Raw genomic sequence first — 23,007 nt, 5'->3', positions numbered from 1 at the left:
AGCAACCATTATTAAATCAGCTTAAAGCGGGAGGAAGTAGGCATGCGCGTAAACGTTTTACAACACGTCAGTGATGAGGGACCGGGGGCGATTTTAAACTGGGCGGCCCAAAAAAAGGCCACTGTTACCATCTATCACCCCAACGACTTTGGAATTTTACCAACCGTTGATGAGACCGATCTGTTAGTGGTGTTGGGTAGCCCGGCCAGTCCGAACGATGACGATCAGTGGATCAAGGACGAACGAATATTGATCAAGGAAATGCTAAGTGCTAAAAAGCCGCTCTTCGGTGCTTGCTTTGGCGCCCAACAGATCGCAATGGTCTTGGGTGGAAAGGTTAAGGATGCCCCGGCTAAGGAAGTTGGCTGGCTTGAAATCACTAAGCAAACCGACCTAATTCCGGACCTGCCGGACACGGCAATGCCCCTCCACTGGCATCAACAGATGTTTACAATTCCAGAGGGGGCGCAGCTTCTTTACTCATCTAAGTACTTACGGGAACAAGGCTTTATCTATCAAAATCTGGCGATCGGCCTGCAGTGTCACTTGGAACCCTTGGAATTAAACGTTCGCGAGATGTGTGCTAACGATGGTGCATACGCCGTAGGGTCAGTTTTAAACCAGAGTGCAAATGAAATCGTCGGCCATGGGGTGCCAATCGACAATCAACGGGTTATGAACCGGCTGTTGGACTACTTAATGCAACAAAGTTGAAAAAACGTTCAAAAATTGATTGACGCTTAAATTATGCTTGTTTATAATGGTAATCGTAGTGGAAAGACCAGGAAACCTTGGTCATGACAGTACGATCTTAAGCTCGGAGGGAGGGAATTTTACAATGTCAAAAACTATCGTTCGTAAGAATGAATCGTTAGACGATGCTCTTCGGCGCTTTAAGCGTACCGTTTCACGTAACGGGACTCTGCAAGAATACCGCAAGCGTGAATTTTACGAAAAGCCAAGTGTTAAGCGTAAGTTAAAGTCTGAAGCGGCACGGAAGCGCAAGAACAAGCGCCGTCGTTACTAGTCGCGAAAAGCTCCCGCCGGTTATCTGGTGGGGGTTTTTTCTTATTATACTGGGGGTTTTAAGATGAGTTTATTAGATCAATTAACCAAGGACATGGTTAGTGCCATGAAGGCAAAGGATAAGGTCACGCTATCCGTGGTTCGAATGTTAAAGGCGGCTGTTCAAAACGAACAGATTGCCGTTGGTCATGACTTAACGTCGGATGAAGAAAATACGGTTTTAGCGCGGGAATATAAGCAACGCAAGGAAGCCTTGGAAGAGTTCACGACCGCTGGGCGCCAGGACTTGATCGACCAAACTAACCATGAGTTGGCCGTGGTTGCTAAGTACATGCCAAAACAAATGTCCGAAGAAGAGGTTCAGAGGGTAGTTAAGGAAACGATCGCAGAGGTCGGCGCCGAAAGCATGAAGGACTTCGGAAAGGTGATGGGGGCTATCATGCCGAAGGTCAAGGGACAGGCCGATGGGAAGTTGGTTAATCAAACCGTAAAGGACGCACTGCAAGGATAAGGTTAAGGGGCTACCATTTGGTGGCCCCTTAACCTTGCACCCGAGGGGCGCTCCGCGGTAGAATTAAGGAAATACTCTGCGCCCGGCGGCGTTATAAAGGAGACTTACGTTTTTGAGCGAAAACGAAACTTTTGCCGTGAACTTTCAAATTGAAAGCCCGGAAGTTGAAGTGGCCCTGTTGGGGACCCAGGACAAGTATGTTGCCCTATTAGAAGAGGGGATGAACGTGACAATCAACCCCTTTGGTGACCAGTTGCAAATCCAAGGGGACCCGGAAGATGTTCACTTGACCGAAGCGGTTTTAAAGCAGCTGGTGGGCTTGATTGAACAAAAGATTCAGATTTCTTCAACCGACATTGTTTCGGCGATGAAAATGGCGCACCGGGGGACCCTTGATTACTTCAAGGATCTTTATTCTGAAACGATCATTAATGATCGCAAGGGTCAGGCGATCCGAGTCAAGAACTTTGGTCAGCGTCAGTATGTTCATGCCATCAAGAAAAATGACATCACCTTTGGGATTGGTCCGGCGGGGACCGGGAAGACCTACCTGGCCGTTGCCATGGCCGTAGCAGCCCTTAAACGTGGGGAAGTAGAACGGATCATTCTGACTCGTCCGGCAGTGGAAGCTGGTGAAAGCCTTGGTTTCTTACCTGGAGACCTGAAGGAAAAAGTTGATCCTTACTTGCGGCCAATTTATGATGCCTTAAATGCCATCTTTGGGGCCGAGCATACCGAACGTCTGATGGAACGGGGGACAATTGAGATTGCTCCCCTGGCCTATATGCGGGGGCGGACCCTGGATAATGCCTTTGTTATCTTAGACGAGGCGCAAAATACGACCAACGCTCAGATGAAGATGTTTTTAACCCGGTTGGGCTTCGGCTCCAAGATGGTTGTTAACGGGGACGTCTCCCAAATCGACCTACCCCGCGGGGCGAAGAGTGGGTTAATGGGTGCCCAGCGGATCCTGAAGGGCGTCTCAGCAATTGAGTTTGTCACCTTCAGTGCCGCCGACGTGGTTCGCCACCCGGTTGTCGCCAAGATTATCACTGCATATGAACAAGAAGAGATACATGCTCGGGAGAGTAAGTAATGGAAATACAACTGCGTGACCACACCGATGGAAAATTGACTAGGGATCAATCGGAGCTTTCAAAGCGGGTGTTAGAACAGGCGGCTCAAAAACTGGCGGTCCCTTCTAACGCCGAGATGTCATTAACCTTTGTCTTGAATCCTGAAATTCGGGAATTAAACCGTGACTATCGGGGAGTTGACCGGGCAACGGATGTAATTTCCTTTGCCATTGAAGATGATGACGACCTGGCCGGGTTACCCGAAGAAGTTCGGGCAGAACTCCCGGTTGAACTGGGTGATTTGATCATCTCAGTTGATAAGATAGAAGAACAGGCCCTCTTTTTAAACCATTCTGAAGAACGGGAATTAGGCTACCTTTTAGTTCACGGTTTTTTACACCTTAACGGTTACGATCACGAAGAATCAGATGATGAGCAAGAGATGTTTACCCTTCAGGAGGAGATTCTAGATGAACTTGGACTCAGCCGGTAAGCAAACCGAGAAGAACCGCCATTTTGGCCAGTCCCTTCACCACGCGTGGGGGGGAGTCGTTCATGTCGTCAAACAGGAGCGCAATATGCGTTTTCACCTGTTAGCCGCGGTGGGGGCAATCTTGCTTGGGTGGCTTCTGAAGGTATCAACTTTAGAGTGGCTGTGGTTAGCTCTGGCAATTTTTACGGTCATCTCCGCGGAGTTTACCAACACGGTGGTTGAAGCTCTAGTGGATTTAATCGTGCACCACCACTATGACCTAGGTGCCAAGTACGCCAAGGACGTTGCTGCTGGGGTGGTTCTTTGTGCAGCCGTTTTTGCGGTTGTGGTTGGCCTGTTAATCTTCTTACCCCGCTTAATGAAACTTATGCAATAGAAACGAGGACCTAATGGATAATCCAAACTACAAGTCGGGCTTTGTCGCCTTAATCGGCCGACCTAACGTCGGTAAGTCAACCCTGTTAAACTACATGGTCGGTCAAAAGGTTGCGATCATGTCTAATGTTGCCCAAACCACCCGGAACAAGATTCAAGGGATCTATACCAGTGATGACGCCCAAATCGTCTTCATCGATACCCCTGGGATCCACAAACCGCAAACTCGTCTGGGCGACTTCATGGAACGCTCTGCCCTCTCTGCTCTGGATGAGGTTGATGCGATCCTATTTGTGGTGCCTGCTAACGAAAAGCGGGGCGCTGGGGATAACTTCATCATTGAACGTCTGAAGAAGGTTCAACAGCCAATCTATCTGGTTATCAATAAGATTGATCAGGTTAACCCCAATGACCTGCCGGATATCATTGCCCAATACGAAGGGGCGTTGCCGTTCAAAGAGGTTATTCCAGTCTCGGCTTTGCAGGGAAATAATGTCAACGGCCTGATTAACAAGCTGGTTGAACAGCTGCCGAACGGGCCACAATACTATCCGGCTGACCAGGTCTCTGATCACCCGGAGCGGTTCGTAATTGCTGAAATGATTCGTGAAAAGGTCTTTTTAAACACCCGCGAGGAAGTACCGCACTCGGTAGCCATTGACGTAACTTCGATTCAACGAGAAAACGACGAAACAATCCACGTGTCGGCCAACATCATTGTCGAACGGCCGGGACAAAAGGGAATTATCATTGGTAAGGGAGGCTCAATGCTCAAGAAGATTGGGACAGCCGCCCGCCAAGACATCCAGGCCCTCTTAGGTGACAAGGTCTACTTGCAGCTGTGGGTTAAGGTGGTTCCGGGCTGGCGCGATAAGTCGGCCATGCTCAAAGACTATGGTTATCGTCAAACCGATTATTAATCTAAATGGGGGCGCCCTTATGGTGCCCCTTTTAATTAAGGGGGGACTTTAAATGGCACGGGTAAATGAACCCTTTGAAGGAGTAATCATGTATCGGCGTGACTACCGAGAGCGCGACCTGTTGGTTAAGATCTTGACTGACAAGCGAGGACCACTGATGTTTTTTGTGCGCGGGGCTAAACGGCGGGGGTTTAGGATGGCCGCCGATATTCTCCCCTTTACCTACGGAACTTACGTGGGACTACTTGCTGATGACGGCCTATCCTACATTGTTTCGGCCCAGGAGACCCACCAAATGCGCGGAATTGGCAAAGATCTTAACCGTAATGCCTACGCTACCTACCTGTTGGAACTAGTCGATCAGGCTTTTGAAGAGGGGGTTGCGATGGGGGGCTGGTTTCAGCAGGTGATGGCGGCTTTGAAGCTGATCGATGCCGGCCGCGATCCTCAGGTGATTGTCAACGTCATGGAGGTTCAGTTATTAAACCGGTTCGGAGTGGCCCCAATTTGGACCCGGTGCGTGGTATGCGGGCGAAGTGACCTACCTCTTGATTATTCGGAGACCCAGGGGGGGATGCTCTGTATAAACCACTTTAATGAGGATGAGTACCGCCTGCACCTTAGTCCCAAGGTGACGGCTTACCTGAGGCTCTTTGCCACCCTTAATTTGGCCCAGGTCGACCGGGTTAACGTTGCTTTGGCAACCAAGCGCCAGTTAAAACGGGCCCTAGACAAGATTTACGACGATCAAGTCGGTTTACGGCTCAAGTCCAAGCGCTTCATTCATGAGATGGACAGCTGGACCAGCCGTTTACAGAACTCCCGGCAAACATCGGTATCAGATGATGAAAAAAGCCCGTGAGGAGTTGACTTTTCTAGGTAACGTTCGTATCATAAAAAAGTGTTAATTAAAAATCTGCAACGATGACGGAAGAGATGGTTCAACCGTTTTAAAAGCGACCGGGGAAGGGTGTAAGCCCCGGATGGCGGTAAACCTGGTGGCACTCCCGAGTTGCCTTAACTAAGCTGTCCCACCTTCCTGGGAAAGCAGGGTGGAACCGCGAAGTTATTCGTCCCTGCAATGACCGGCTCGGCCGGTGATTGTGGGGGCGTTTTTACGTTTGAAAGGAGTAAGACAATGGCAAAGAAACTGAGTGTTCAAGAGATCATCTTCACGCTTCAAAAGTACTGGGCAAGCCAGGGTTGTATGCTGATGCAATCCTACGACACGGAGAAGGGGGCGGGGACGATGAGCCCGTACACCTTCTTGCGGGCAATTGGTCCGGAACCATGGAACGTAGCTTACGTGGAACCTTCCCGGCGGCCAGCTGACGGGCGTTATGGAGAAAATCCAAACCGTTTGTACCAGCATCACCAGTTCCAAGTCTTAATGAAGCCAAGCCCGGCCAACATTCAAGAACTCTATCTGGGCTCCCTTCGTGAACTGGGAATCGAACCCTTGGAACACGATATCCGCTTCGTTGAAGATAACTGGGAAAACCCATCAATGGGTTGTGCCGGAGTTGGTTGGGAAGTTTGGTTAGATGGGATGGAAGTTACCCAGTTCACTTACTTCCAAGTTGTTGGGGAGCTCCAAATGGACCCGGTCGCCTCTGAAATCACTTACGGGCTGGAACGACTGGCTGAATACATCCAAAACGTTAACTCTGTTTTCGACTTGGAATGGGCGGATGGCGTCTTGTACGGTGATATCTTCCAAGAACCAGAATACGAACACTCCAAGTACTCCTTTGAAGAAAGCAATCAAGACATGCTCTTGCAATTCTTTAAGGATTACGAGCAAGAGGCTAAGCGCTTAATCGACCTGGGATTAGTCCACCCAGCCTATGATTACGTACTCAAGTGTAGCCACACCTTCAACCTCTTGGATGCTCGGGGGGCGGTCTCCGTTACTGAACGGGCCGGCTACTTACACCGAATTCGAATCATGGCTAAGTCGGTGGCCAAGGCCTTTGTTGAAGAACGGCGCAAGCTAGGCTTCCCGCTGATCCACGACGAAGAAAAACGCCAAGCTGTTGTGGCTAAGTACACTAAACAAGCTGAAGAATTAGCTAAGCGTAATGAAAAGCGGGCGAAGAAGGGAGAAAACTAATGGCACATTCATACCTACTCGAAGTCGGCCTAGAAGAAATGCCGGCCCACGTGGTTACCCCAAGTATTAAGCAATTAAAGACCCGGGTGGCCAACTACCTCAAGGAAGAACGAATCGACTTTGATGACATTCAAAGCTACTCAACGCCACGGCGCCTAGCCCTGTTGATCTCGGGCCTGGCCGACAAGCAACCGGACGTTGATGAATCCGTCAAGGGACCAGCTAAAAAGATTGCCCAAGACGCCGATGGCAACTGGACCAAGGCCGCCATTGGGTTCACCCGCGGTCAAGGAGCCACGGTTGATGACATTGAATTTAAGACCATCAAGGGCGTGGACTATGTTTACGTGGAAAAGCACATCCAAGGAAAACCGGTGGCTGAAGTCTTAGCCGGTTTAAACGACGTGATTACGGCGATGAACTTCCCAACCTTAATGCATTGGGGGAGTTATAAGCTTAACTTCATCCGGCCAATCCATTGGCTGGTTTCGCTGTTGGATGATCAAGTAGTCCCATTTGATATCTTGGATGTAACGGCGGGCCGTTTGACCCGTGGACACCGCTTCTTAGGCCACGACGTTGAAATCAAGTCCGCCACTGATTACGTGACCACTTTAAAGGACGACTTTGTGATCGCCGATGCCAAGGAACGTAAGGAAGAAATTCAGCGTCAAATCCAAGCGATCATTGACAAGCACGATTGGGTGATCGACTGGGATGAAGAGCTCTTGGAAGAGGTTAATAATTTAGTTGAATGGCCGACTGCTTTTGCCGGCGCATTTGATGCTAAGTACCTTGAATTGCCGGAATCCGTTCTGATTACTTCCATGAAGGACAACCAACGTTTCTTCTGCGTTCGTGACCACCAGGGTAAGCTTCAGCCGGCCTTCATTTCCGTGCGCAACGGGAACGCTATCCACTTAGACAACGTTATTAAGGGGAACGAACGGGTGCTGGTTCCACGCCTAGAAGATGCTAAGTTCTTCTTTGATGAAGACCAAAAGATGACGATTGATCAGTACGTGGAACGCTTGAAAAAGGTTTCTTTCCACGATAAAATTTCATCAATGTACGACAAGATGGCCCGCACCAAGGCCCTAGCAAACCTACTGGGCCAACAATTGGGCCTGAGCGATCAAGAACTGGCCGACCTTTCTCGGGCTGCTTCGATCTACAAGTTTGACCTGACTACCCAAATGGTCGGTGAGTTTGCCGAATTGCAGGGGATCATGGGTGAAATTTACGCTAAGCGTTTTGGTGAAAATGAGACCGTGGCTGCCGCCGTTCGTGAACACTACATGCCAATTTCTGCTGATGGAGAACTGCCGGAAACGACGGTTGGGACAGTACTGGCCATTGCCGACAAGTTGGATTCAATTTACTCCTTCTTCGCCGTTGACATGATCCCGTCTGGTTCCAATGATCCATATGCCCTACGTCGTCAGGCATACGGGATTGTACGAATGGTAACCGCTCGTAAGTGGCACTTAGATCTCTTAGATTTCCAGGCAACTGCTAAAAAAGCTGTTGAAGCGGCCACTCCAGCGATGGAATTTGATTACGAAAAGAATGAGGCAGCCGTTAAGGAGTTCTTTATCGACCGGCTCAAGCAACTCTTCAACTTAGATCATCTACGCCACGATATTGTTGATGCGGTTACGGATACCCACGTTACCGATCCGGTAGCGATTGTTGAAGCAGCCACGGTTTTAGATGCCCACAAAGATGATGCTGGCCTAAAGGATCAAGTTGAAGCCCTGACTCGGGTGATCCGGCTGGCGAAGAAGGGGAACTTGGCACAAGAGGACGTTAAGGTTGACCCGAGCCTGTTTGAGAACCCGTCAGAAGGTCAACTAGACGAAGCCGTTAAGGCATTGATTGACGCCCGAGCTAACCGGACGTTAGATGAACAGTTCAGCGCCCTTTTGGCATTGGAACCAATTATCTCAGCTTACTTTGAAGAGAACATGATCATGGATAAGGACGAAGCGGTTAAGAATAACCGCCTCTCCTTGCTGACGATCTTGGCTGACCAGACGGCAGCCTTCGGGAACTTAGACCGATTAATTGTTAAGTAAGCATCTAAGTTGGCCCACCATTAAATTTGTGTTATTATGTTAGCTAGTAAAAATGGGCCCCAAACAATTTAATGCTGTTTAATCCGAAAGGTCGCATTCCGGTGGGAAGGCGACCTTTCGTAACTATCGTCTACGAGAGGGGGAATGGTGGATGTCTCAAATCCCAAGGGAAACGATTGACCAGTTGCGCAACCAGGTCGATATTGCCGACGTCATCAGTCAGGATATTCAACTCAAAAAGCAGGGGAAAAACCTGATGGGTCACTGTCCCTTTCATGAGGATGCCACCCCGTCCTTCTCGGTCAATGAAGAAAAGCAGTACTTTTACTGCTTCTCGTGTCATCGTAGTGGGGACGTCTTTAGTTACTTGGAACAGCTTCATGATCTCTCCTTTACTGAGGCTGTTGCACAGGTGGCCGATACTGCGGGGGTTGATTTGCCTAAAGCAAGTGAACAAATGGAAACCACCGCATCGCCCAATACCCCCCTGTACCGCCTTCACGAAGAGGCCAGCCGCCTCTACCACCACGTATTGGTAAACACCGTTGCCGGTCAGGAGGCCCTAAAGTACCTAACCAACCGGGGGATGAGTCGGGATCTAATCGAGCAGTTTAACCTCGGCTTTGCTCCCGCGCGAACCAAGGAGGACCTTCTGGTTAAGTACTTCACCCAAAAGGACGTCGATTATCAATTGATGCGCTCGTCAGGTCTCTTCATTGAAGATCAGACGGGCCAGCTGCATGACCGCTTTGTCGGGCGAGTTATCTATCCGATTAAAAACGGCAACGGGCAACCAATTGCCTTTTCAGGACGTCTCTTGGATCAAAAGGCGACCGAAAACGCCCCCAAGTATCTTAATAGCCCGGAAACCCCGATTTTCAATAAGCGTCGGACACTCTTTAACCTTGACCAGGCTAAGAAGGCGGCCCGAACCGAGGGTCACTTAACCTTGTTTGAAGGCTTTATGGACGTGATTTCGGCTTTTGGAGCCGGGGTAAAGTCGGGGATCGCCTCGATGGGGACCTCCTTTACTGACGAGCAGGTGGCCGTAATTACACGGACCACCAATCAGCTAACCATCTGTTACGATGGCGACTCAGCTGGGCAAAATGCAATTCAGCGTGCTTTGACAATGCTGGAGAACCGACCTTTAACTTTACGGGTGGTTCGCCTACCGGCCGGAATGGATCCGGATGAATACGTTCAAAAAAACGGCCAGGCGAAGTTCCAGGATTATATGGCACACGCCGAGGAGACCCCAACGGCCTTTCGGCTTGATTTTCTAAAACAAGGACTTAACTTAGCTAACCAAAGTGACCTGCTACACTACGTTGAGGCAGCTCTACATGAGGTTGCTAAGGTTAAGGACCCGGTTGAGGCTGACCTGTACATTCAAAAGCTGGCGAAGGACTACCACTTAAACTCGGCCACCTTAACCGAACAAGTCAAGGCAATTACGCCGGCGCCACAGCTAGTGTCACGCTCACCAGCCCACCAGTCAACTGACCGGTGGCCAACCCAGCGAGTAAGAAATGCATCACACCCGCCAGCAGCTGAAGTAGCGGTACCTCCCCTTCTAGGGCGAGTGGAGCTGGCTGAGCAACGTCTTATGCGGGAGCTGTTTCACAACCCCGCAGTACGCAGTCATATTGCGGCAATTGAAAACTTTCACTTTGTTGACCAGCCCTACCAGTTGCTTGACGCGGCCGTAAAGGAGCAACTGGCTCAGACCGGTAGTGATGAGGTTGACATTGCCCAACTGATGGGGGCACTTAGCGATGGACACCTGCGGACCTTGGTGGGGCAAATTGAGCAGCGGGTGGTCCCGGATGAATCCACGGACGAAACCGTCGACGATTGTTTAGCCGTTCTCGTCGATGTCGCTCCGCTTGAACAACAAGTAAAAGCAAAAACGGCTGCCCTTCAGGAAGCTGCCGCCTTAAACGACCAACAGTTGATCACCAAGCTGACAATTGAACTGATCGAACTTCGGCGACAGGAACAGAAGATAAAAACGGAGGATGTTAATTAATGGCAAAGAGCAGTAAGAAGAACCTGGTAATTTCGAACTTAGATGATTTTAACCAAGCTGAATACGATAAGGCCGTCGGGGCTTTGATTCGTAATTACAAGAAGGCCAAAACCATCCAGTACGATGAACTAACCGAAAAGATTGCTAAGCCATTTGGGCTCAACGCCGATGGGATGGATAACCTGATACAAAATGTTGAAGACGCGGGGGTTTCCGTCGTTGATGAAAACGGCGATCCGGATCCCCGGGTACTTAAGGTAACCGAAAAGCTATCCTCCAAGGCCTTAAAGGACACCACGGCGCCATCTAGCGTTAAGATTAATGATCCCGTTCGGATGTACTTAAAGGAAATCGGCCGGGTGAACCTGCTGACGGCTGACGAGGAAGTAGCCCTGGCCTTGCGGATTGAAAAGGGTGATGAAACTGCCAAACAGGAACTAGCTGAAGCCAACTTACGACTAGTTGTATCAATTGCTAAGCGTTACGTTGGACGCGGGATGCAGTTCTTGGATTTAATCCAAGAAGGGAACATGGGGCTAATGAAGGCGGTCGAAAAGTTCGACTACCGGAAGGGGTTCAAATTCTCAACTTACGCTACCTGGTGGATTCGCCAGGCAATTACCCGGGCGATTGCTGACCAGGCCCGTACGATTCGGATTCCGGTTCACATGGTTGAAACGATTAACAAGTTAATCCGGATCCAGCGCCAGCTTCTCCAAGATCTTGGCCGGGAACCACTGCCGGAGGAAATTGGGGCTGAAATGGACATGGATACTCAGAAGGTTCGTGACATCCTAAAGATTTCCCAGGAACCAGTCTCCTTAGAAACACCAATTGGTGAGGAAGATGACTCTCACCTGGGTGACTTCATCGAAGACCACGATGCCACTAGTCCGGCCGATCACGCCGCATACGAGATGATGAAAAAGCAGCTCGAAAATGTGCTGGATACGCTGACGGACCGGGAGGAGAACGTCTTGCGGCTCCGGTTCGGTCTGGATGATGGTCGGACACGGACCTTGGAAGAAGTCGGCCGCGTCTTTGGGGTAACCCGGGAACGGATTCGGCAAATTGAAGCCAAGGCTCTGCGTAAACTTCGTCACCCATCCCGTTCTAAGCAATTAAAGGACTTTTTAGAATAGGTCAAATACAAAGGGAGGCTGTGATAGGATAACACAGCCTCCCTTTTGTTCAGTATTGTTGATATGTGATTGTAAGGAAGATTCCGGGAGGGATAACGATGCAAGCTGGAAGAACGGTTCACCTGATGGGAACGGTGATCACACTGGTGGTCAACGGAGACCAGAGGAGCGGAGCCTTAGCTGACCAGGCGGTGGAATACCTTAAGGAAGCTGAGCACCGCTTCTCAGCTAACGATCCAAGTGCCGACTTGATGAAGATCAATGCCCAGGCTGGCAGGGGGCCAGTTGAAGCAGCGCCGGATCTTTATCAATTAATTAAGCTGGGGGTCCACTACAGTAAGTACCCCGGGGGTAATTTAAACGTCGCTATTGGACCCTTGGTTAAGCTTTGGCACATTGGGTTTAAAGATGCCCGGGTTCCCAACCAAGTGGAAATTAAGCGGGCTCTGAGTCTCACCGACCCGCACCAGATTACCCTCGATGATTCAACACACTCGGTCAGCCTGGAGAAGGCCGGGATGGAAATTGATTTAGGAGCCCTAGCGAAGGGGTATATCGGCGACCAGGTGATTGCCTGGCTGAAAGATCAGGGGGTCAAATCGGCGCTCTTGAACATGGGCGGCTCAACCGTGATCGGATTGGGTGGCAACCCAGAAAATGAGGATGGCGGATGGCACGTGGGGATTCAGAATCCAGCCGATCCAAATTCCTCCTACGGTCAGGTGGTCTCAATCAAAGATCAGGCCGTTACCACCTCGGGAGTAGCCGAGCGTAAGCTAGTCGTTGATGGCCATCACTACCACCACATCTTAAACCCAATGACTGGCTATCCGGATGAGACGACGGTGGTCTCCTTGTCCTTGGTTACTAAATCGGCTTTCTTGGGTGAGTTATGGACGACGATGTTATTTGGTAAGACTAAGCAACAGATCGCTGCCGTAGTGGCTACTTTAGATGATACGGCGGGGATGCTGATTGAAGAAAGTGGCGCCGTTATGAGCTTGTAAAGGATAGGTAGTTACCTTAATCACGATACTGATTCATAAGGGCGGTTAGCTTTTTCAAATACCCTTGCACCAACGCATGCGGGCCTAAAATTTTAACGTGCTCACCAAAGGTTAATAGATAATCAATCACGTAATCAAAGGTTCGTTCGTCGTAATGGCCGGTTAAATAGATCTCATCATTTGTTTCATTGAGGTGCATACCGGGATAGTTGCCCCTTAAGTAGTGCTCTTTGCCATGCTTGGTCAGTACGGCTTTAAATGGCACTCCCGCTTGACCCTGTTTAAAACGAGTTATTTTTTTCTGAAGGATCTTTCGGGGGAGGATGAGGGCTGAATCAGCCAGTTCATGGCAGGTCGTTAAATAGTCGCAACGGTAATTCCAACAGGTTGCCGTATCAAAACGCCAACCGGTAACCAACCAGTAACCATCGCGATAAAATAGTTGGTAAGGCTGGATAGTAATCATCTGACCCTTAAAAGTTACCCGGGCGAGATGATTATTGATGATAATTGCTAACAGGTCCCTTAAAAAATGATTGTGGCCAATAGCAGGGACATTATAAAAGTTGACGATATCCTGCTGGAACAAGACCTGGGCTTGCCGATGCGGGGCAAGTCTTTTTAAAAGTTTGCTATTAATGCGCTGAAAGGATTCGTTAAAGGGGGTCTCACTCATTGTCTCCATCGCCTTAAGGGCGAAAAAGATGGCGTGGATCTCATCTGAATTAAAATAAACGTTAGCTAAGAGGTCGTTTTGGATTAGGCGGTAACCACCAGCGGGTCCGACTTCAGAATACAGAGCTAAACCAAGTTTTTCCAGGCTGGCGATGTCGCGTAGGGCGGTTCGTTTGGAGATGTTGAAGGTGGTTATTAAGTCCTGTAGGTTAAAAAATCTCTTGTCGCTTAGATAGATTAGTTCTTGGTTGAGACGTTCAGCTTTTTGCATAAGGGTTTCCTTTTTAGTTAATGGTGACATTATCTGACATCATTATACCGTAAGTTAAGATTACCGATAAAAGGAGGAATTGACGATGTTAGAAAAGAGCACGACTTTAACAAAGAACTTCTTAGAAATTCTATCCGACCCACAACCGGTGACGATTGTGTCAGTCGATGCTAACCCGGCCCACGTGGTTAACACCTGGAGTACTTACATTAAGGTTGTTGATGAGGCGACCCTCTTGGTGCCAGCGGCGGGGATGCGGTCAATTGAATCAGATATTCAAGAAAAAGAGAGCACACTGACGCTAACCTTTGGCTCTAAGAAGTTCGAGGGAAGCGAAGGGATGGGGCGTGGGTACCATCTTCATGCTAAGGGAGAATTCCTAAGTACAGGCGTGGAATTCGATGAGATGAAGGCCAAGTTCCCTTGGCTTCGGGAGGTCTTGGTGATTCACGTTCAAGATATCGAACAAAAGATTTAATCTAAATTCGGGTGGTTCGGAAAGCACTTATTTCCGGGCTACCCGTTTCTTTTGCCATTGAAGGGGTGGCGCCGTGCTAAAATAGGGAAGAGGAATGCCAAAGAGGGTGATGACCAATTGACGCATTAAGGTCAAATGGGTAATAATAGGGCTAAAAAGGGGGAAACCAGTGTGATCGAAATTAAAAACCATCAAACTTCCTTTCCCAAGCTGCTGACAATGGGCTTTATTGTCATCATCTTGGTAGGAACGGGGCTTTTAATGCTACCCCTGTCTACCAGGGGACAGCGGGCATCACTCATTACCGCCCTGTTTACTTCGACCAGTGCCACTTGTGTGACTGGCCTCTCGCTGGTTGATACTGCTAGGTATTGGACCCCCTTTGGTCAGGTGGTGATTGCTGTCTTGATGGAGCTAGGGGGGCTTGGCTTCATGACCTTTGCCGTCATGGCATCAATGTTAATTCGTAAGCGGGTACGGATGTCAACACGTATTTTAGCTCAGGAAGCCTTAAACCTGGACCACCTGTCCCAACTTCGGGTTGTTGGGCTGATCATTCAGCTCTCATTGATTATTCAGGCGGTGGGGGCCCTATTATTGTGGTGTGATTTTGGTCCTCGCTATGGTTTTTTTAAGGGACTGTGGTTAAGTATCTTTCACGCTATTTCCGTCTTTTGTAACGCTGGTTTTGACCTCTTTGGAAATTCACTGGTTAACTTTAGGGAAGATCCTTACGTGCTGATCGTCATGGCACTATTGATCATCGCCGGTTCGTTTGGTTTCTTGGTCTGGGAAGATCTGTTGACATTAAGAAAACACCGGCAGATGTCTCTTCATACCCACCTGGCTCTTCGGACGGGATTGGTGTTAACAATCGGCTCAGTCATAATTTATTTACTCACTGAGCAGAACCTCCATCAGTTTGCGGGCCAGATGAATGGTTTTAACCGCTTCGTTAATACGGTCTTCATGGCAATCACCCCACGGACGGCAGGCATGACGACCTTTTCATACACTCAGCTATCGACGGCCGGGGTCGCCTTGACCATTTTGTTAATGTTTATCGGTGGGACGCCGGGTTCAACGGCCGGTGGGATCAAGACGACAACCGTTGGCCTCTTGGCTTTGCAAACCCTTGCTACCTTACGGGGGAAGAATGAGCCCACCCTGGCCCACCGACGCTTTGCTCAGGATAATGTTCACCGGGCATTATCCCTAGTTTTTATCTCGCTGGTGATTTTATCGGGGGCGATTTTTTTACTGGCGGAAACTCAACCGTTGCCGACCCATGATGCCTTATCCATGATTACTTTTGAGGCGGTATCGGCTTTTGGAACGACCGGGATTTCACTTGGGTTAACGAGCCGGTTTAACGTTTTGGGAAAGTTAATTTTGATCGCCCTAATGTTTATCGGCCGGGTTGGTATTTATACGGTAATGTTTTCGGTCTTTAACGCGCGCCCGACGCGTCAGACCTATCGGTACCCAAAGGAGCGTGTCTTAATTGGATAAAGCGGAAAGCTTTGCGGTGATTGGAATTGGTCAGTTTGGGGCCTCCTTGTGTGAAGCTCTCGTAGAAGCGGATCAGGAGGTTTTGGCGATTGATATCAACGAGGACGTGATTAACGATATAGCCGGATCGGTTATGCGGGCCGTCATCGCTGACGCCCAGGATGAAGAGACGATGAGAGACCTTGCAATTGGCAGTTTTGACCATGTTTACATCTCGATTGGTAAGGACATCGAGGCCTCCATTATGGCGACTTTAATCGTCAAGGACCTGGGGGCTAAAGACGTGATTTGCCGAGCAGAAAACCATAATCACGCCCGGGTTTTGGAACGGGTCGGGGCCGACCTAGTTGTTCGTCCGGAACATGACCTTGCTAAGCGATTGATCTTTTCGAAGCTCAACCCGTCGGTGATCGATTACGTCCACATTAATAAGAACACCACAGTTGCTGAAGTCGACGTCAAGAACCCAGCCTTTTTTAACAAGACGCTCCTGGAGCTGGACTTCCGTAATCGCTATCAGGTTAACGTAATTGCTGTGGTTACTGTAGACGATCAGGTCAATACGATGCCAACCGGACAGGACCGGATCCACCAGGGAGATAAAATTACCGTCCTTGGTGAAATGAAAGAAATACAAAAACTAAATGAGATAATTGGTGAAGGGTAGGAAACAAAAATGGATGCAGAGAACTTATCAAAGCGCTTAGCTGCGGTGGCCGCACAAGTACCTAAGGGGAGCCGTTTGGCAGACATCGGCTCTGACCATGCTTACTTACCCGCCCACTTATTGATGACGGGACAGATCGACTTTGCCGTGGCTGGCGAGGTGGTAGTCGGACCCTATGAGAACATGCTCAAAGAAGTAGCCCACCGGGGGTTAAGTGATCACCTAATCCCCCGGCTGGCCAACGGGCTGGACGCAATTAAACTCGACGATAAGATCGATACGGTGGTGATCGCCGGGATGGGGGGAACCTTAATCACTAAGATTTTAGACGCTGGCCAGGATAAGCTGGTGAACGTCAAGCGCTTGATCTTGCAACCTAACGTTGGTGAAGAAGGACTCCGGAAGTGGTTGGCTAATCAGCACTTTGAAATTGTTCACGAGGAAATCCTGGAAGAAGACGATCACGTTTACGAGATTATCGTGGCGACGCCAACCCTTAACCCAGTGGCCTACAATCACCGTGAGGCCTTATTCGGGCCCCTACTGATTCAAAAGGGCGGAGCAATTTTTAAACAAAAGTGGCAAAAGGAATTGGCCCGAGACCAATATGCAATTGAACAGATGCAGGGGGCTAAAAGTGTCCCGGTTAAGCGCTTGAGTGACTACCAGGCCCGGGTTAAGCTGATTGAAGAGGTGTTAGAAAATGACAACCGGAACTGATATCATCAATCGTTTTGAACGCTATGCCAGCCCCCAACTGGCCGAAAGTTGGGACCACGTGGGCGTGCAGGTTGGCAATCCCAACCAGACCGTTACCAAGCTAATGACGACCCTAGACGTGCGGCCGGCGGTGGTTGATGAAGCGATTAAGAAGGGGGTGGACTTTATTTTTGCTCACCATCCAGTAATGTTCAAACCAGCCAAAAACCTTGACACTCGGGATCCGCAAAACGCAATGTATGCCAAGCTCTTGGCCAATCAGATTACCGTTTACGCTGCCCACACCAACTTAGACACAGCTAACAACGGGATGAACGACTGGCTTGCTGCTCAGCTGGGCCTCACTAACTGTGTACCGCTGGTTGATGCGGGGAATGATCCGGTTTCTGGATGTCCAGTTGGAATGGGCCGGGTGGGGGACTTACCCCAGCCACTGAGCGTTCAAGATTTTACCCGTATCTGCCTAGGAGCCTTTGGGGTTGCCGGGGTGCGGCTGGTAACCCCAAAGGATGGCCCAGAACTGATTAGTCGAGTGGCGATCCTTGGCGGGTCGGGAAGTGAGTTTTACCCCCAGGCCCAGGCCTCTGGTGCCCAGGCCTACGTAACTGGTGACGTTAGCTACCACACTGCTCACGACATTCAAGCCAGTGGACTGGTCGTAGTTGACCCGGGTCACCACATTGAGGTTATCGCTGCCAAAAAACTGGCCGCGTTGCTCAATACTTGGAAAAAAGAGGAACAGTGGGACTTAACGGTGGAAGAATCCCAAGTCAACACTGAACCATTTGTTTTTGTTACTGCGTAATTTTTAGAAGGGAAGCGCGTCATTTATGACTGATTCAAAGTACCCAGGGTTGTTGGAACGGTTTATTAAGTATGCAAAGGTGGATACCCGCTCGGATGAGCAATCTGGGACGGTACCCTCCAGTCCTAAGGAAACCAACTTTTTAAAACTGTTAGCGGGTGAACTTAAGGAGCTTGGACTTCAAAATGTTCGGCTGCACCCAACTAACTCCTACCTATTGGCAACCATTCCATCCAACATTGACCGACCAGTTCCGGTGATGGGGCTACTTGCCCACGTCGATACGGCTGACTTCAATGCCGAAAACGTCAACCCACAGATTGTGGAAGACTACGATGGGAAAGGTGACATCGCCTTGGGAGATTCTGGCTTTAAGTTAACGGTTGATGAATTCCCATCCCTAAAGAAGTACACGGGCCAAACCCTGGTTACGACCGATGGGACGACCCTGCTAGGGGCTGATGACAAGGCTGGGGTGGCCGAAATTATCACCTTGGCGGCCTACTTGAAGGATCACCCCGAGATTAAGCACGGTAAGATTCAAATTGGCTTAGGGCCCGATGAAGAAATTGGGACCGGGGCCGACCATTTTGACGTTGACGACTTCGGAGCCGACTTTGCCTACACGATTGATGGGGGTCCGCTGGGGGAACTAGAGGACGAAACCTTTAATGCTGCCCAAGCTGAAATTGATATTCAAGGAAAAAACGTTCATACTGGGACGGCGAAGGATACGATGATCAACGCCATTCAAATCGGGATTGACCTGCAAAACCAATTACCCGCTCATGATCGGCCGGAAAAGACGGCTGACCGGGAGGGATTCTTCCACCTCGATAAGTTTGATGGAACCGTTGATCATGCCCGCCTGGTATACTTAATCCGCGATCACGATAAGAAATTATTTGAAGCTAGAAAGGAAACATTAAGGGCGATTGTCAATGATTTAAACGTTGCCCTGGGCGAAGAGCGGGTGACAATGAACCTGTACGATCAGTACTACAACTTAAAGGACGCCTTGAATGGTCACAAAGAAGTGGTTGAACTAGCTAAAAAGGCGATGGAAGAGCTGGGGATTACTCCTGATATCTACCCGGTTCGCGGGGGAACGGATGGTTCGACGATTTCGTACCTGGGATTGCCAACGCCAAACCTATTTGCCGGGGGTGAAAACATGCATAGCCGCTTCGAATACGTTTCAGTGCAAACGATGGAAAAAGCGGTCGATGTCTTGTTAAAGATGGTGGTGTTAAACGCCGCAGAGTAAATAAAAAGGGAACAGGAGCCGGTAAATTTAACCGGAATCCCGTTCCCTTTTTGAGTTGATCATCGCAATCCGTAGTTTAGTTAGAATTGCGGGATGGGTCAGCGTGGCTAGTCATCCAAGACATGACGTTAACAAAGATCAAGGCAACCACTCCGCCTAAGATAGCAGCGGTGGTAAAGTTAGTAGTTGCGGATTCAAGTTGACCAGCAATATAGCCAATTACAACGCCAAAGATAGCGCCCCAAAAGACAGCCATAACGTTTTGTATTACTAATTTCATGTGGTTCACCCCTTTAAAATACGCTTATATTTTAGCACAAATTTGGGGGTACGAACAGTAAGGATCTATGAACTTGACCTGTGGTAAGATAAGATGGAATTAAGGAGGGGTGAGAATGGATTTTGTACCCTTAGCAGTTAAGAGCATGTACTCCTTGTTGGAATCGCCAATCCGCCCGGTAGAACTAGTCAAGGTGGCTAAGCAACGGGGTTACCAGGCGATAGGAATTAGTGACCGGCGAGTTTTGTATGGGGCAGTTAACTTTGTTCGTCAGGCAAACCAAAGCGGTCTCCACCCGGTGATCGGGGTAAGCCTGCCAGTAACCTTTGAAGACGGTACGGTTGATTTAACCCTGTTGGCTAGGAATCAGGCTGGTTACCAAAACTTAATGCGCCTTTCCACGCTTGCGATGACCAAATGCAGTAACCAGGCACTCCCATTAAAAGAATTCATGGCCTTAGCCGGCGGCCTGGTGGTAATTGCTGAACCTCAGCTTACTTTAGCCGGTATGGGATCCCAAACGCTCTCAAAGCTTGGTCGGGTTGCAGACTATATGGGGATCAACTTAGATTTCAATGAGCGTGAACGTCAGAAGTTGATGGAGATTGCGGCTCATGGTCAGCTACCTCTGATTGCCCTAGAACGGGTGGAGTACTTAAATAGGGATGATTACTTTGCCACCCAGGTCCTGCGTGCCATCAAGGCTGGTCACACCATTGATGAGCCACTAAAAAAAAGCCACCGGCAGGGTCAGCACTTCCTTCACCCAATGGAGGATGTAGTGAGTGCCTATCGTAGAGCTGGCCTACAGGAAGCGGTTGAAGCAACCGTAACGGTGGCCCGAGCCTGCCAGGTGACCTTTGAACATCGAACGCCGGTGCTTCCCGATTTCCCGACTCCCGAGGGCCAAGGGGTGAAGCAGTACTTACAGGAGCTGTGTCAAGCAGGCTTAGCTAAGCGAGGGTTAACTGCAAATCACCGGGCCTACCAGGAGCGGTTGGCAAAGGAGTTGGCGGTTATCCACCAAATGGGCTTTGATAATTACTTTTTGATCGTTTGGGACCTGATGAACTTTGCGCACCAACACAACATTTTAACCGGACCTGGCCGGGGGTCGGCGGCCGGATCCTTGGTGGGGTATGCGTTAGCGATTACAGACGTCGATCCGCTTAAGTACGGACTCTTATTCGAACGTTTCCTGAACCCGGAGCGGGCCCAGATGCCAGACATCGACATTGACCTGCCAGATAACCGACGTGAAGAGGTACTGAATTACTTACATCACCGTTACGGTCACGACCGGGTGGCGCAGATTATCACCTTTGGGAGTTTAGGAACCAAGCAGGTACTTCGTGATGTCAGTCGGGTCTTCAGTTTGCCTAAGTACCAGGCCGATCAGATCAGCCAGGTTGTTGAATGCGCCCGGGATCCGAAAAAGCCGCAGCAAACACTTGCTGACCTGACACAAACCGCTCAACCCGTCCAAAACCTAGGCCGGGATGATGCACTAGTGGGACTGCTTTTGAAGGTGGCTGCCCGGCTCGAGGGACTGCCCCGGCACGACTCCATTCACGCCGCCGGGGTCGTGTTAGCCGCAACCCCCTTAATTAACACGGTGCCCTTGCAGGCCGGCAATGACGAAGGGGCGATGCTAGTCACCCAGTTTGAAAAGGATACCGTCGAATCGTTAGGCTTGTTAAAAATCGATTTGTTGGGCTTACGTAACTTAACGACGATGGAAACCGCGTTGGAGTTGATTCACCAGCGGTCACCGGAATTTTCCGTTCGCGAGATTAACCTAAACGATCAAGCCACCCTGAATTTGTTTGACCGTGGGCAGACCAGTGGGATTTTTCAGTTTGAGTCTAGCGGAATCCGGGCAACCCTAGTTAACCTACACCCGGATAACTTTGAAGAAATCGTTGCTGTTAACGCCCTTTACCGGCCGGGACCGCTGGAGAATATCCGTCACTTTATTGCTCGTAAGAAGGGGCAGGAAAAAGTGACCTTACCGGCCAAGGAACTGGCGCCCATTTTAAGCCCAACCTATGGAATCCTAGTCTACCAAGAACAGGTTATGCAGGTAGCTGCGGTGATGGGGGGCTTTAGCCTTGGAGAGGCCGACCTTTTACGTCGGGCGATGAGCAAAAAGAAGGCGCAGACGATGGTCAGTATGAAAGAAGCCTTTTTAACGGGGGCAAGGCAACGCGGCTACCAAGAGGCAGCTGCCGAGCAGGTCTTTTCTTACATTGATCAGTTTGCCAATTATGGTTTCAACCGTTCGCACGCGGTTGCTTATTCAAAAATGGCCTTTGAGATGGCCTATTTAAAGGTTCACTTTCCAGCCGAATTCCTGGCTGCTCTGATGGAAACTGATCCGGACACTAAGAAGGTATGGGCCTATTTCAATGAGGCTAAAGAGCTGGGGATCACAACGCACGGTCCATCAATCAACCACAGTCGAGAAGGGGTTAGCTTAATGGATAACCAAATGTGGCTGGGATTGAATATGATTAAAGGGATGCGCCGTGATTTTGTTCGTGCTGTCATTGAGCAACGTCAAGCCAGGGGTCCGTACCAAAATTTAGCGGACCTTGTCAACCGTTTGGACCCAAAGTGGCGGAAGGAAAACCTCTTGATTCCGCTGATTGATGCTGGGGCGTTGGATGGACTTGGATACAATCGGGCTGAGATGACTGAGGGAATTACGGCCGTTTTGGGCGGGGCTGAGTATGCCAGCCTTAGTGGAGACGGTGACCTAGCACCGGTTATTGTCCGACGTAATGAGTACCCCCTTGCTGTTCGGTTGGAGCGCGAGCAACGGGCCTTGGGTACTTATTTGTCTGGTCACCCGGTTACTCAGTACCAAGACCTGCGCGAACAGCTAGCTTTAATTCAAGTTAACCAGTTACGAGTAAACCAACGGGCCACCCTCCTTTTGATGGTAACTCGGTTAAATCAGGTAACTACCAAACGTGAACATAAGCCAATGGCCTTTTTAACCGCCAGTGATGAGACTGGGACGATCGAAGTGACGGTCTTTAACCGTCTCTATCAACGAGTAGAACCAATTTTGAAGATCAACGAAATCTACTTGGTAACCGGTAAGACCGAAGAACGTGAGGGTCAGGTTCAGCTGTTGGCTGATCAACTAGTCTTGGCTCGGGTTATTAACCGAAGATTTCACCCTGCTGATCATCGCTGGGTACTTCGCCTCCCTAGTGGGGTTGAGCAAACCACCGTGGTAAATGGGGTCAGGGCCCTTGCCAAGGAACATACTGGCAACGTGCCGGTTGTCATTTATAATCCGTTAACCAAACGGGGCACCCAGTTACCAGAGGACCTATGGTTAGCTAAGCAACGAGCGGTCCAGGAAGGGCTAATTAATCTTGTGGGTCGGGATAATTTAGCCTTCCAGCCGTTAAGTTAGGCAAACCGAAACAAGAAAACGTTTACAGCGAAAAATGCTGGAAATATACAAGACACTCATCGCAAAAGGTGCTATGATAAGCAGTGTGTAAAAAGGGACTAACTAGTCCGTAAAACGCAAAAGGAGAGA

At 49.6% G+C, this 23,007-nt stretch carries 22 protein-coding genes; 20 read left to right on the top strand and 2 right to left on the bottom strand.

Features of this window, described 5'->3' with window-relative positions; translation table 11 throughout:
• Nucleotides 1–42 precede the first annotated feature (42 nt).
• The 13 genes from AOQ57_RS04380 (at nucleotide 43) to AOQ57_RS04320 (ending at nucleotide 12,773) form a co-directional block, all read left to right on the top strand.
• A complete protein-coding gene (locus tag AOQ57_RS04380; RefSeq protein ID WP_093625586.1) occupies nucleotides 43–714 on the top strand; it encodes a type 1 glutamine amidotransferase in 672 nt (223 codons plus the stop codon).
• Between the two features lie 124 nt (nucleotides 715–838).
• On the top strand, nucleotides 839–1,027 hold the full coding sequence (gene rpsU / locus AOQ57_RS04375) for a 30S ribosomal protein S21 (protein WP_003684990.1): 189 nt from the start codon (nucleotides 839–841) through the stop codon (nucleotides 1,025–1,027).
• Between the two features lie 63 nt (nucleotides 1,028–1,090).
• On the top strand, nucleotides 1,091–1,537 hold the full coding sequence (locus AOQ57_RS04370) for a GatB/YqeY domain-containing protein (RefSeq protein WP_093625584.1): 447 nt from the start codon (nucleotides 1,091–1,093) through the stop codon (nucleotides 1,535–1,537).
• 112 nt (nucleotides 1,538–1,649) lie between these two features.
• Nucleotides 1,650–2,633: a PhoH family protein gene (locus tag AOQ57_RS04365; protein WP_093625582.1), complete on the top strand. Its 984-nt coding sequence runs from the start codon at nucleotides 1,650–1,652 to the stop codon at nucleotides 2,631–2,633.
• On the top strand, nucleotides 2,633–3,106 hold the full coding sequence (gene ybeY / locus AOQ57_RS04360; protein ID WP_093625580.1) for an rRNA maturation RNase YbeY: 474 nt from the start codon (nucleotides 2,633–2,635) through the stop codon (nucleotides 3,104–3,106). The genes AOQ57_RS04365 and ybeY overlap by 1 nt, the downstream gene beginning before the upstream one ends.
• Nucleotides 3,084–3,482, top strand: a complete 399-nt coding sequence (locus AOQ57_RS04355) for a diacylglycerol kinase family protein (protein ID WP_093625578.1) — start codon at nucleotides 3,084–3,086, stop codon at nucleotides 3,480–3,482. Before ybeY ends, AOQ57_RS04355 begins: the two co-directional genes overlap by 23 nt.
• Nucleotides 3,483–3,495: 13 nt before the next feature.
• A complete protein-coding gene (gene era / locus AOQ57_RS04350; protein WP_093625575.1) occupies nucleotides 3,496–4,401 on the top strand; it encodes a GTPase Era in 906 nt (301 codons plus the stop codon).
• 52 nt (nucleotides 4,402–4,453) lie between these two features.
• Nucleotides 4,454–5,263, top strand: a complete 810-nt coding sequence (gene recO, locus AOQ57_RS04345) for a DNA repair protein RecO (RefSeq protein WP_093625573.1) — start codon at nucleotides 4,454–4,456, stop codon at nucleotides 5,261–5,263.
• Nucleotides 5,264–5,539: 276 nt separating this feature from the next.
• A complete protein-coding gene (glyQ, locus tag AOQ57_RS04340; protein ID WP_093625571.1) occupies nucleotides 5,540–6,514 on the top strand; it encodes a glycine--tRNA ligase subunit alpha in 975 nt (324 codons plus the stop codon).
• On the top strand, nucleotides 6,514–8,592 hold the full coding sequence (gene glyS, locus AOQ57_RS04335; protein ID WP_093625569.1) for a glycine--tRNA ligase subunit beta: 2,079 nt from the start codon (nucleotides 6,514–6,516) through the stop codon (nucleotides 8,590–8,592). The genes glyQ and glyS overlap by 1 nt, the downstream gene beginning before the upstream one ends.
• 151 nt (nucleotides 8,593–8,743) lie before the next feature.
• Complete coding sequence (gene dnaG, locus AOQ57_RS04330) at nucleotides 8,744–10,624, top strand: DNA primase (RefSeq protein ID WP_093625567.1); 1,881 nt, start codon at nucleotides 8,744–8,746, stop codon at nucleotides 10,622–10,624.
• Complete coding sequence (rpoD, locus tag AOQ57_RS04325; protein WP_093625565.1) at nucleotides 10,624–11,766, top strand: RNA polymerase sigma factor RpoD; 1,143 nt, start codon at nucleotides 10,624–10,626, stop codon at nucleotides 11,764–11,766. The genes dnaG and rpoD overlap by 1 nt, the downstream gene beginning before the upstream one ends.
• A gap of 98 nt (nucleotides 11,767–11,864) precedes the next feature.
• Entirely contained in the window at nucleotides 11,865–12,773 is a 909-nt protein-coding gene (locus tag AOQ57_RS04320) for an FAD:protein FMN transferase (RefSeq protein WP_093625563.1), read from the top strand.
• Nucleotides 12,774–12,789: 16 nt separating this feature from the next.
• Here the strand turns inward: AOQ57_RS04320 and AOQ57_RS04315 are convergent, their stop codons facing one another.
• Nucleotides 12,790–13,719 (bottom strand): helix-turn-helix transcriptional regulator, encoded by a 930-nt coding sequence (locus tag AOQ57_RS04315; RefSeq protein WP_174498189.1) that lies wholly within the window; start codon nucleotides 13,717–13,719, stop codon nucleotides 12,790–12,792.
• An 85-nt stretch (nucleotides 13,720–13,804) separates the two neighbouring features.
• Between AOQ57_RS04315 and AOQ57_RS04310 the strand changes: the two genes are divergently transcribed.
• The 6 genes from AOQ57_RS04310 to pepT all read left to right on the top strand — a co-directional run bounded on the left by AOQ57_RS04310 (nucleotide 13,805) and on the right by pepT (nucleotide 19,168).
• Nucleotides 13,805–14,197 carry an FMN-binding protein gene (locus AOQ57_RS04310; protein WP_093625559.1) on the top strand — a complete coding sequence of 131 codons (393 nt, stop codon included), beginning with the start codon at nucleotides 13,805–13,807 and terminating at the stop codon, nucleotides 14,195–14,197.
• 171 nt (nucleotides 14,198–14,368) lie between these two features.
• Nucleotides 14,369–15,709: a TrkH family potassium uptake protein gene (locus AOQ57_RS04305; protein ID WP_093625598.1), complete on the top strand. Its 1,341-nt coding sequence runs from the start codon at nucleotides 14,369–14,371 to the stop codon at nucleotides 15,707–15,709.
• Nucleotides 15,702–16,376, top strand: coding sequence for a potassium channel family protein (locus AOQ57_RS04300; protein ID WP_093625557.1), 675 nt, complete (start codon nucleotides 15,702–15,704; stop codon nucleotides 16,374–16,376). Before AOQ57_RS04305 ends, AOQ57_RS04300 begins: the two co-directional genes overlap by 8 nt.
• 9 nt (nucleotides 16,377–16,385) lie before the next feature.
• Nucleotides 16,386–17,096 (top strand): tRNA (adenine(22)-N(1))-methyltransferase, encoded by a 711-nt coding sequence (locus tag AOQ57_RS04295; protein WP_093625555.1) that lies wholly within the window; start codon nucleotides 16,386–16,388, stop codon nucleotides 17,094–17,096.
• Entirely contained in the window at nucleotides 17,080–17,901 is an 822-nt protein-coding gene (locus AOQ57_RS04290) for a Nif3-like dinuclear metal center hexameric protein (protein ID WP_093625553.1), read from the top strand. Before AOQ57_RS04295 ends, AOQ57_RS04290 begins: the two co-directional genes overlap by 17 nt.
• A 25-nt stretch (nucleotides 17,902–17,926) precedes the next feature.
• Nucleotides 17,927–19,168 carry a peptidase T gene (gene pepT / locus AOQ57_RS04285; RefSeq protein ID WP_093625551.1) on the top strand — a complete coding sequence of 414 codons (1,242 nt, stop codon included), beginning with the start codon at nucleotides 17,927–17,929 and terminating at the stop codon, nucleotides 19,166–19,168.
• Nucleotides 19,169–19,244: 76 nt separating this feature from the next.
• On the opposite strand, the gene AOQ57_RS04280 is transcribed toward pepT, so the two are convergent.
• Nucleotides 19,245–19,448, bottom strand: a complete 204-nt coding sequence (locus tag AOQ57_RS04280) for a DUF2929 family protein (protein WP_093625549.1) — start codon at nucleotides 19,446–19,448, stop codon at nucleotides 19,245–19,247.
• 115 nt (nucleotides 19,449–19,563) lie between these two features.
• Between AOQ57_RS04280 and AOQ57_RS04275 the strand changes: the two genes are divergently transcribed.
• Nucleotides 19,564–22,878 carry a DNA polymerase III subunit alpha gene (locus tag AOQ57_RS04275; RefSeq protein ID WP_093625547.1) on the top strand — a complete coding sequence of 1,105 codons (3,315 nt, stop codon included), beginning with the start codon at nucleotides 19,564–19,566 and terminating at the stop codon, nucleotides 22,876–22,878.
• Nucleotides 22,879–23,007: the final 129 nt, after the last annotated feature.

Origin of the sequence: Limosilactobacillus gorillae (assembly GCF_001293735.1) — a bacterium.
Lineage (GTDB): Bacteria > Bacillota > Bacilli > Lactobacillales > Lactobacillaceae > Limosilactobacillus > Limosilactobacillus gorillae.
This window is presented reverse-complemented; position numbering and strand designations above follow the sequence as displayed.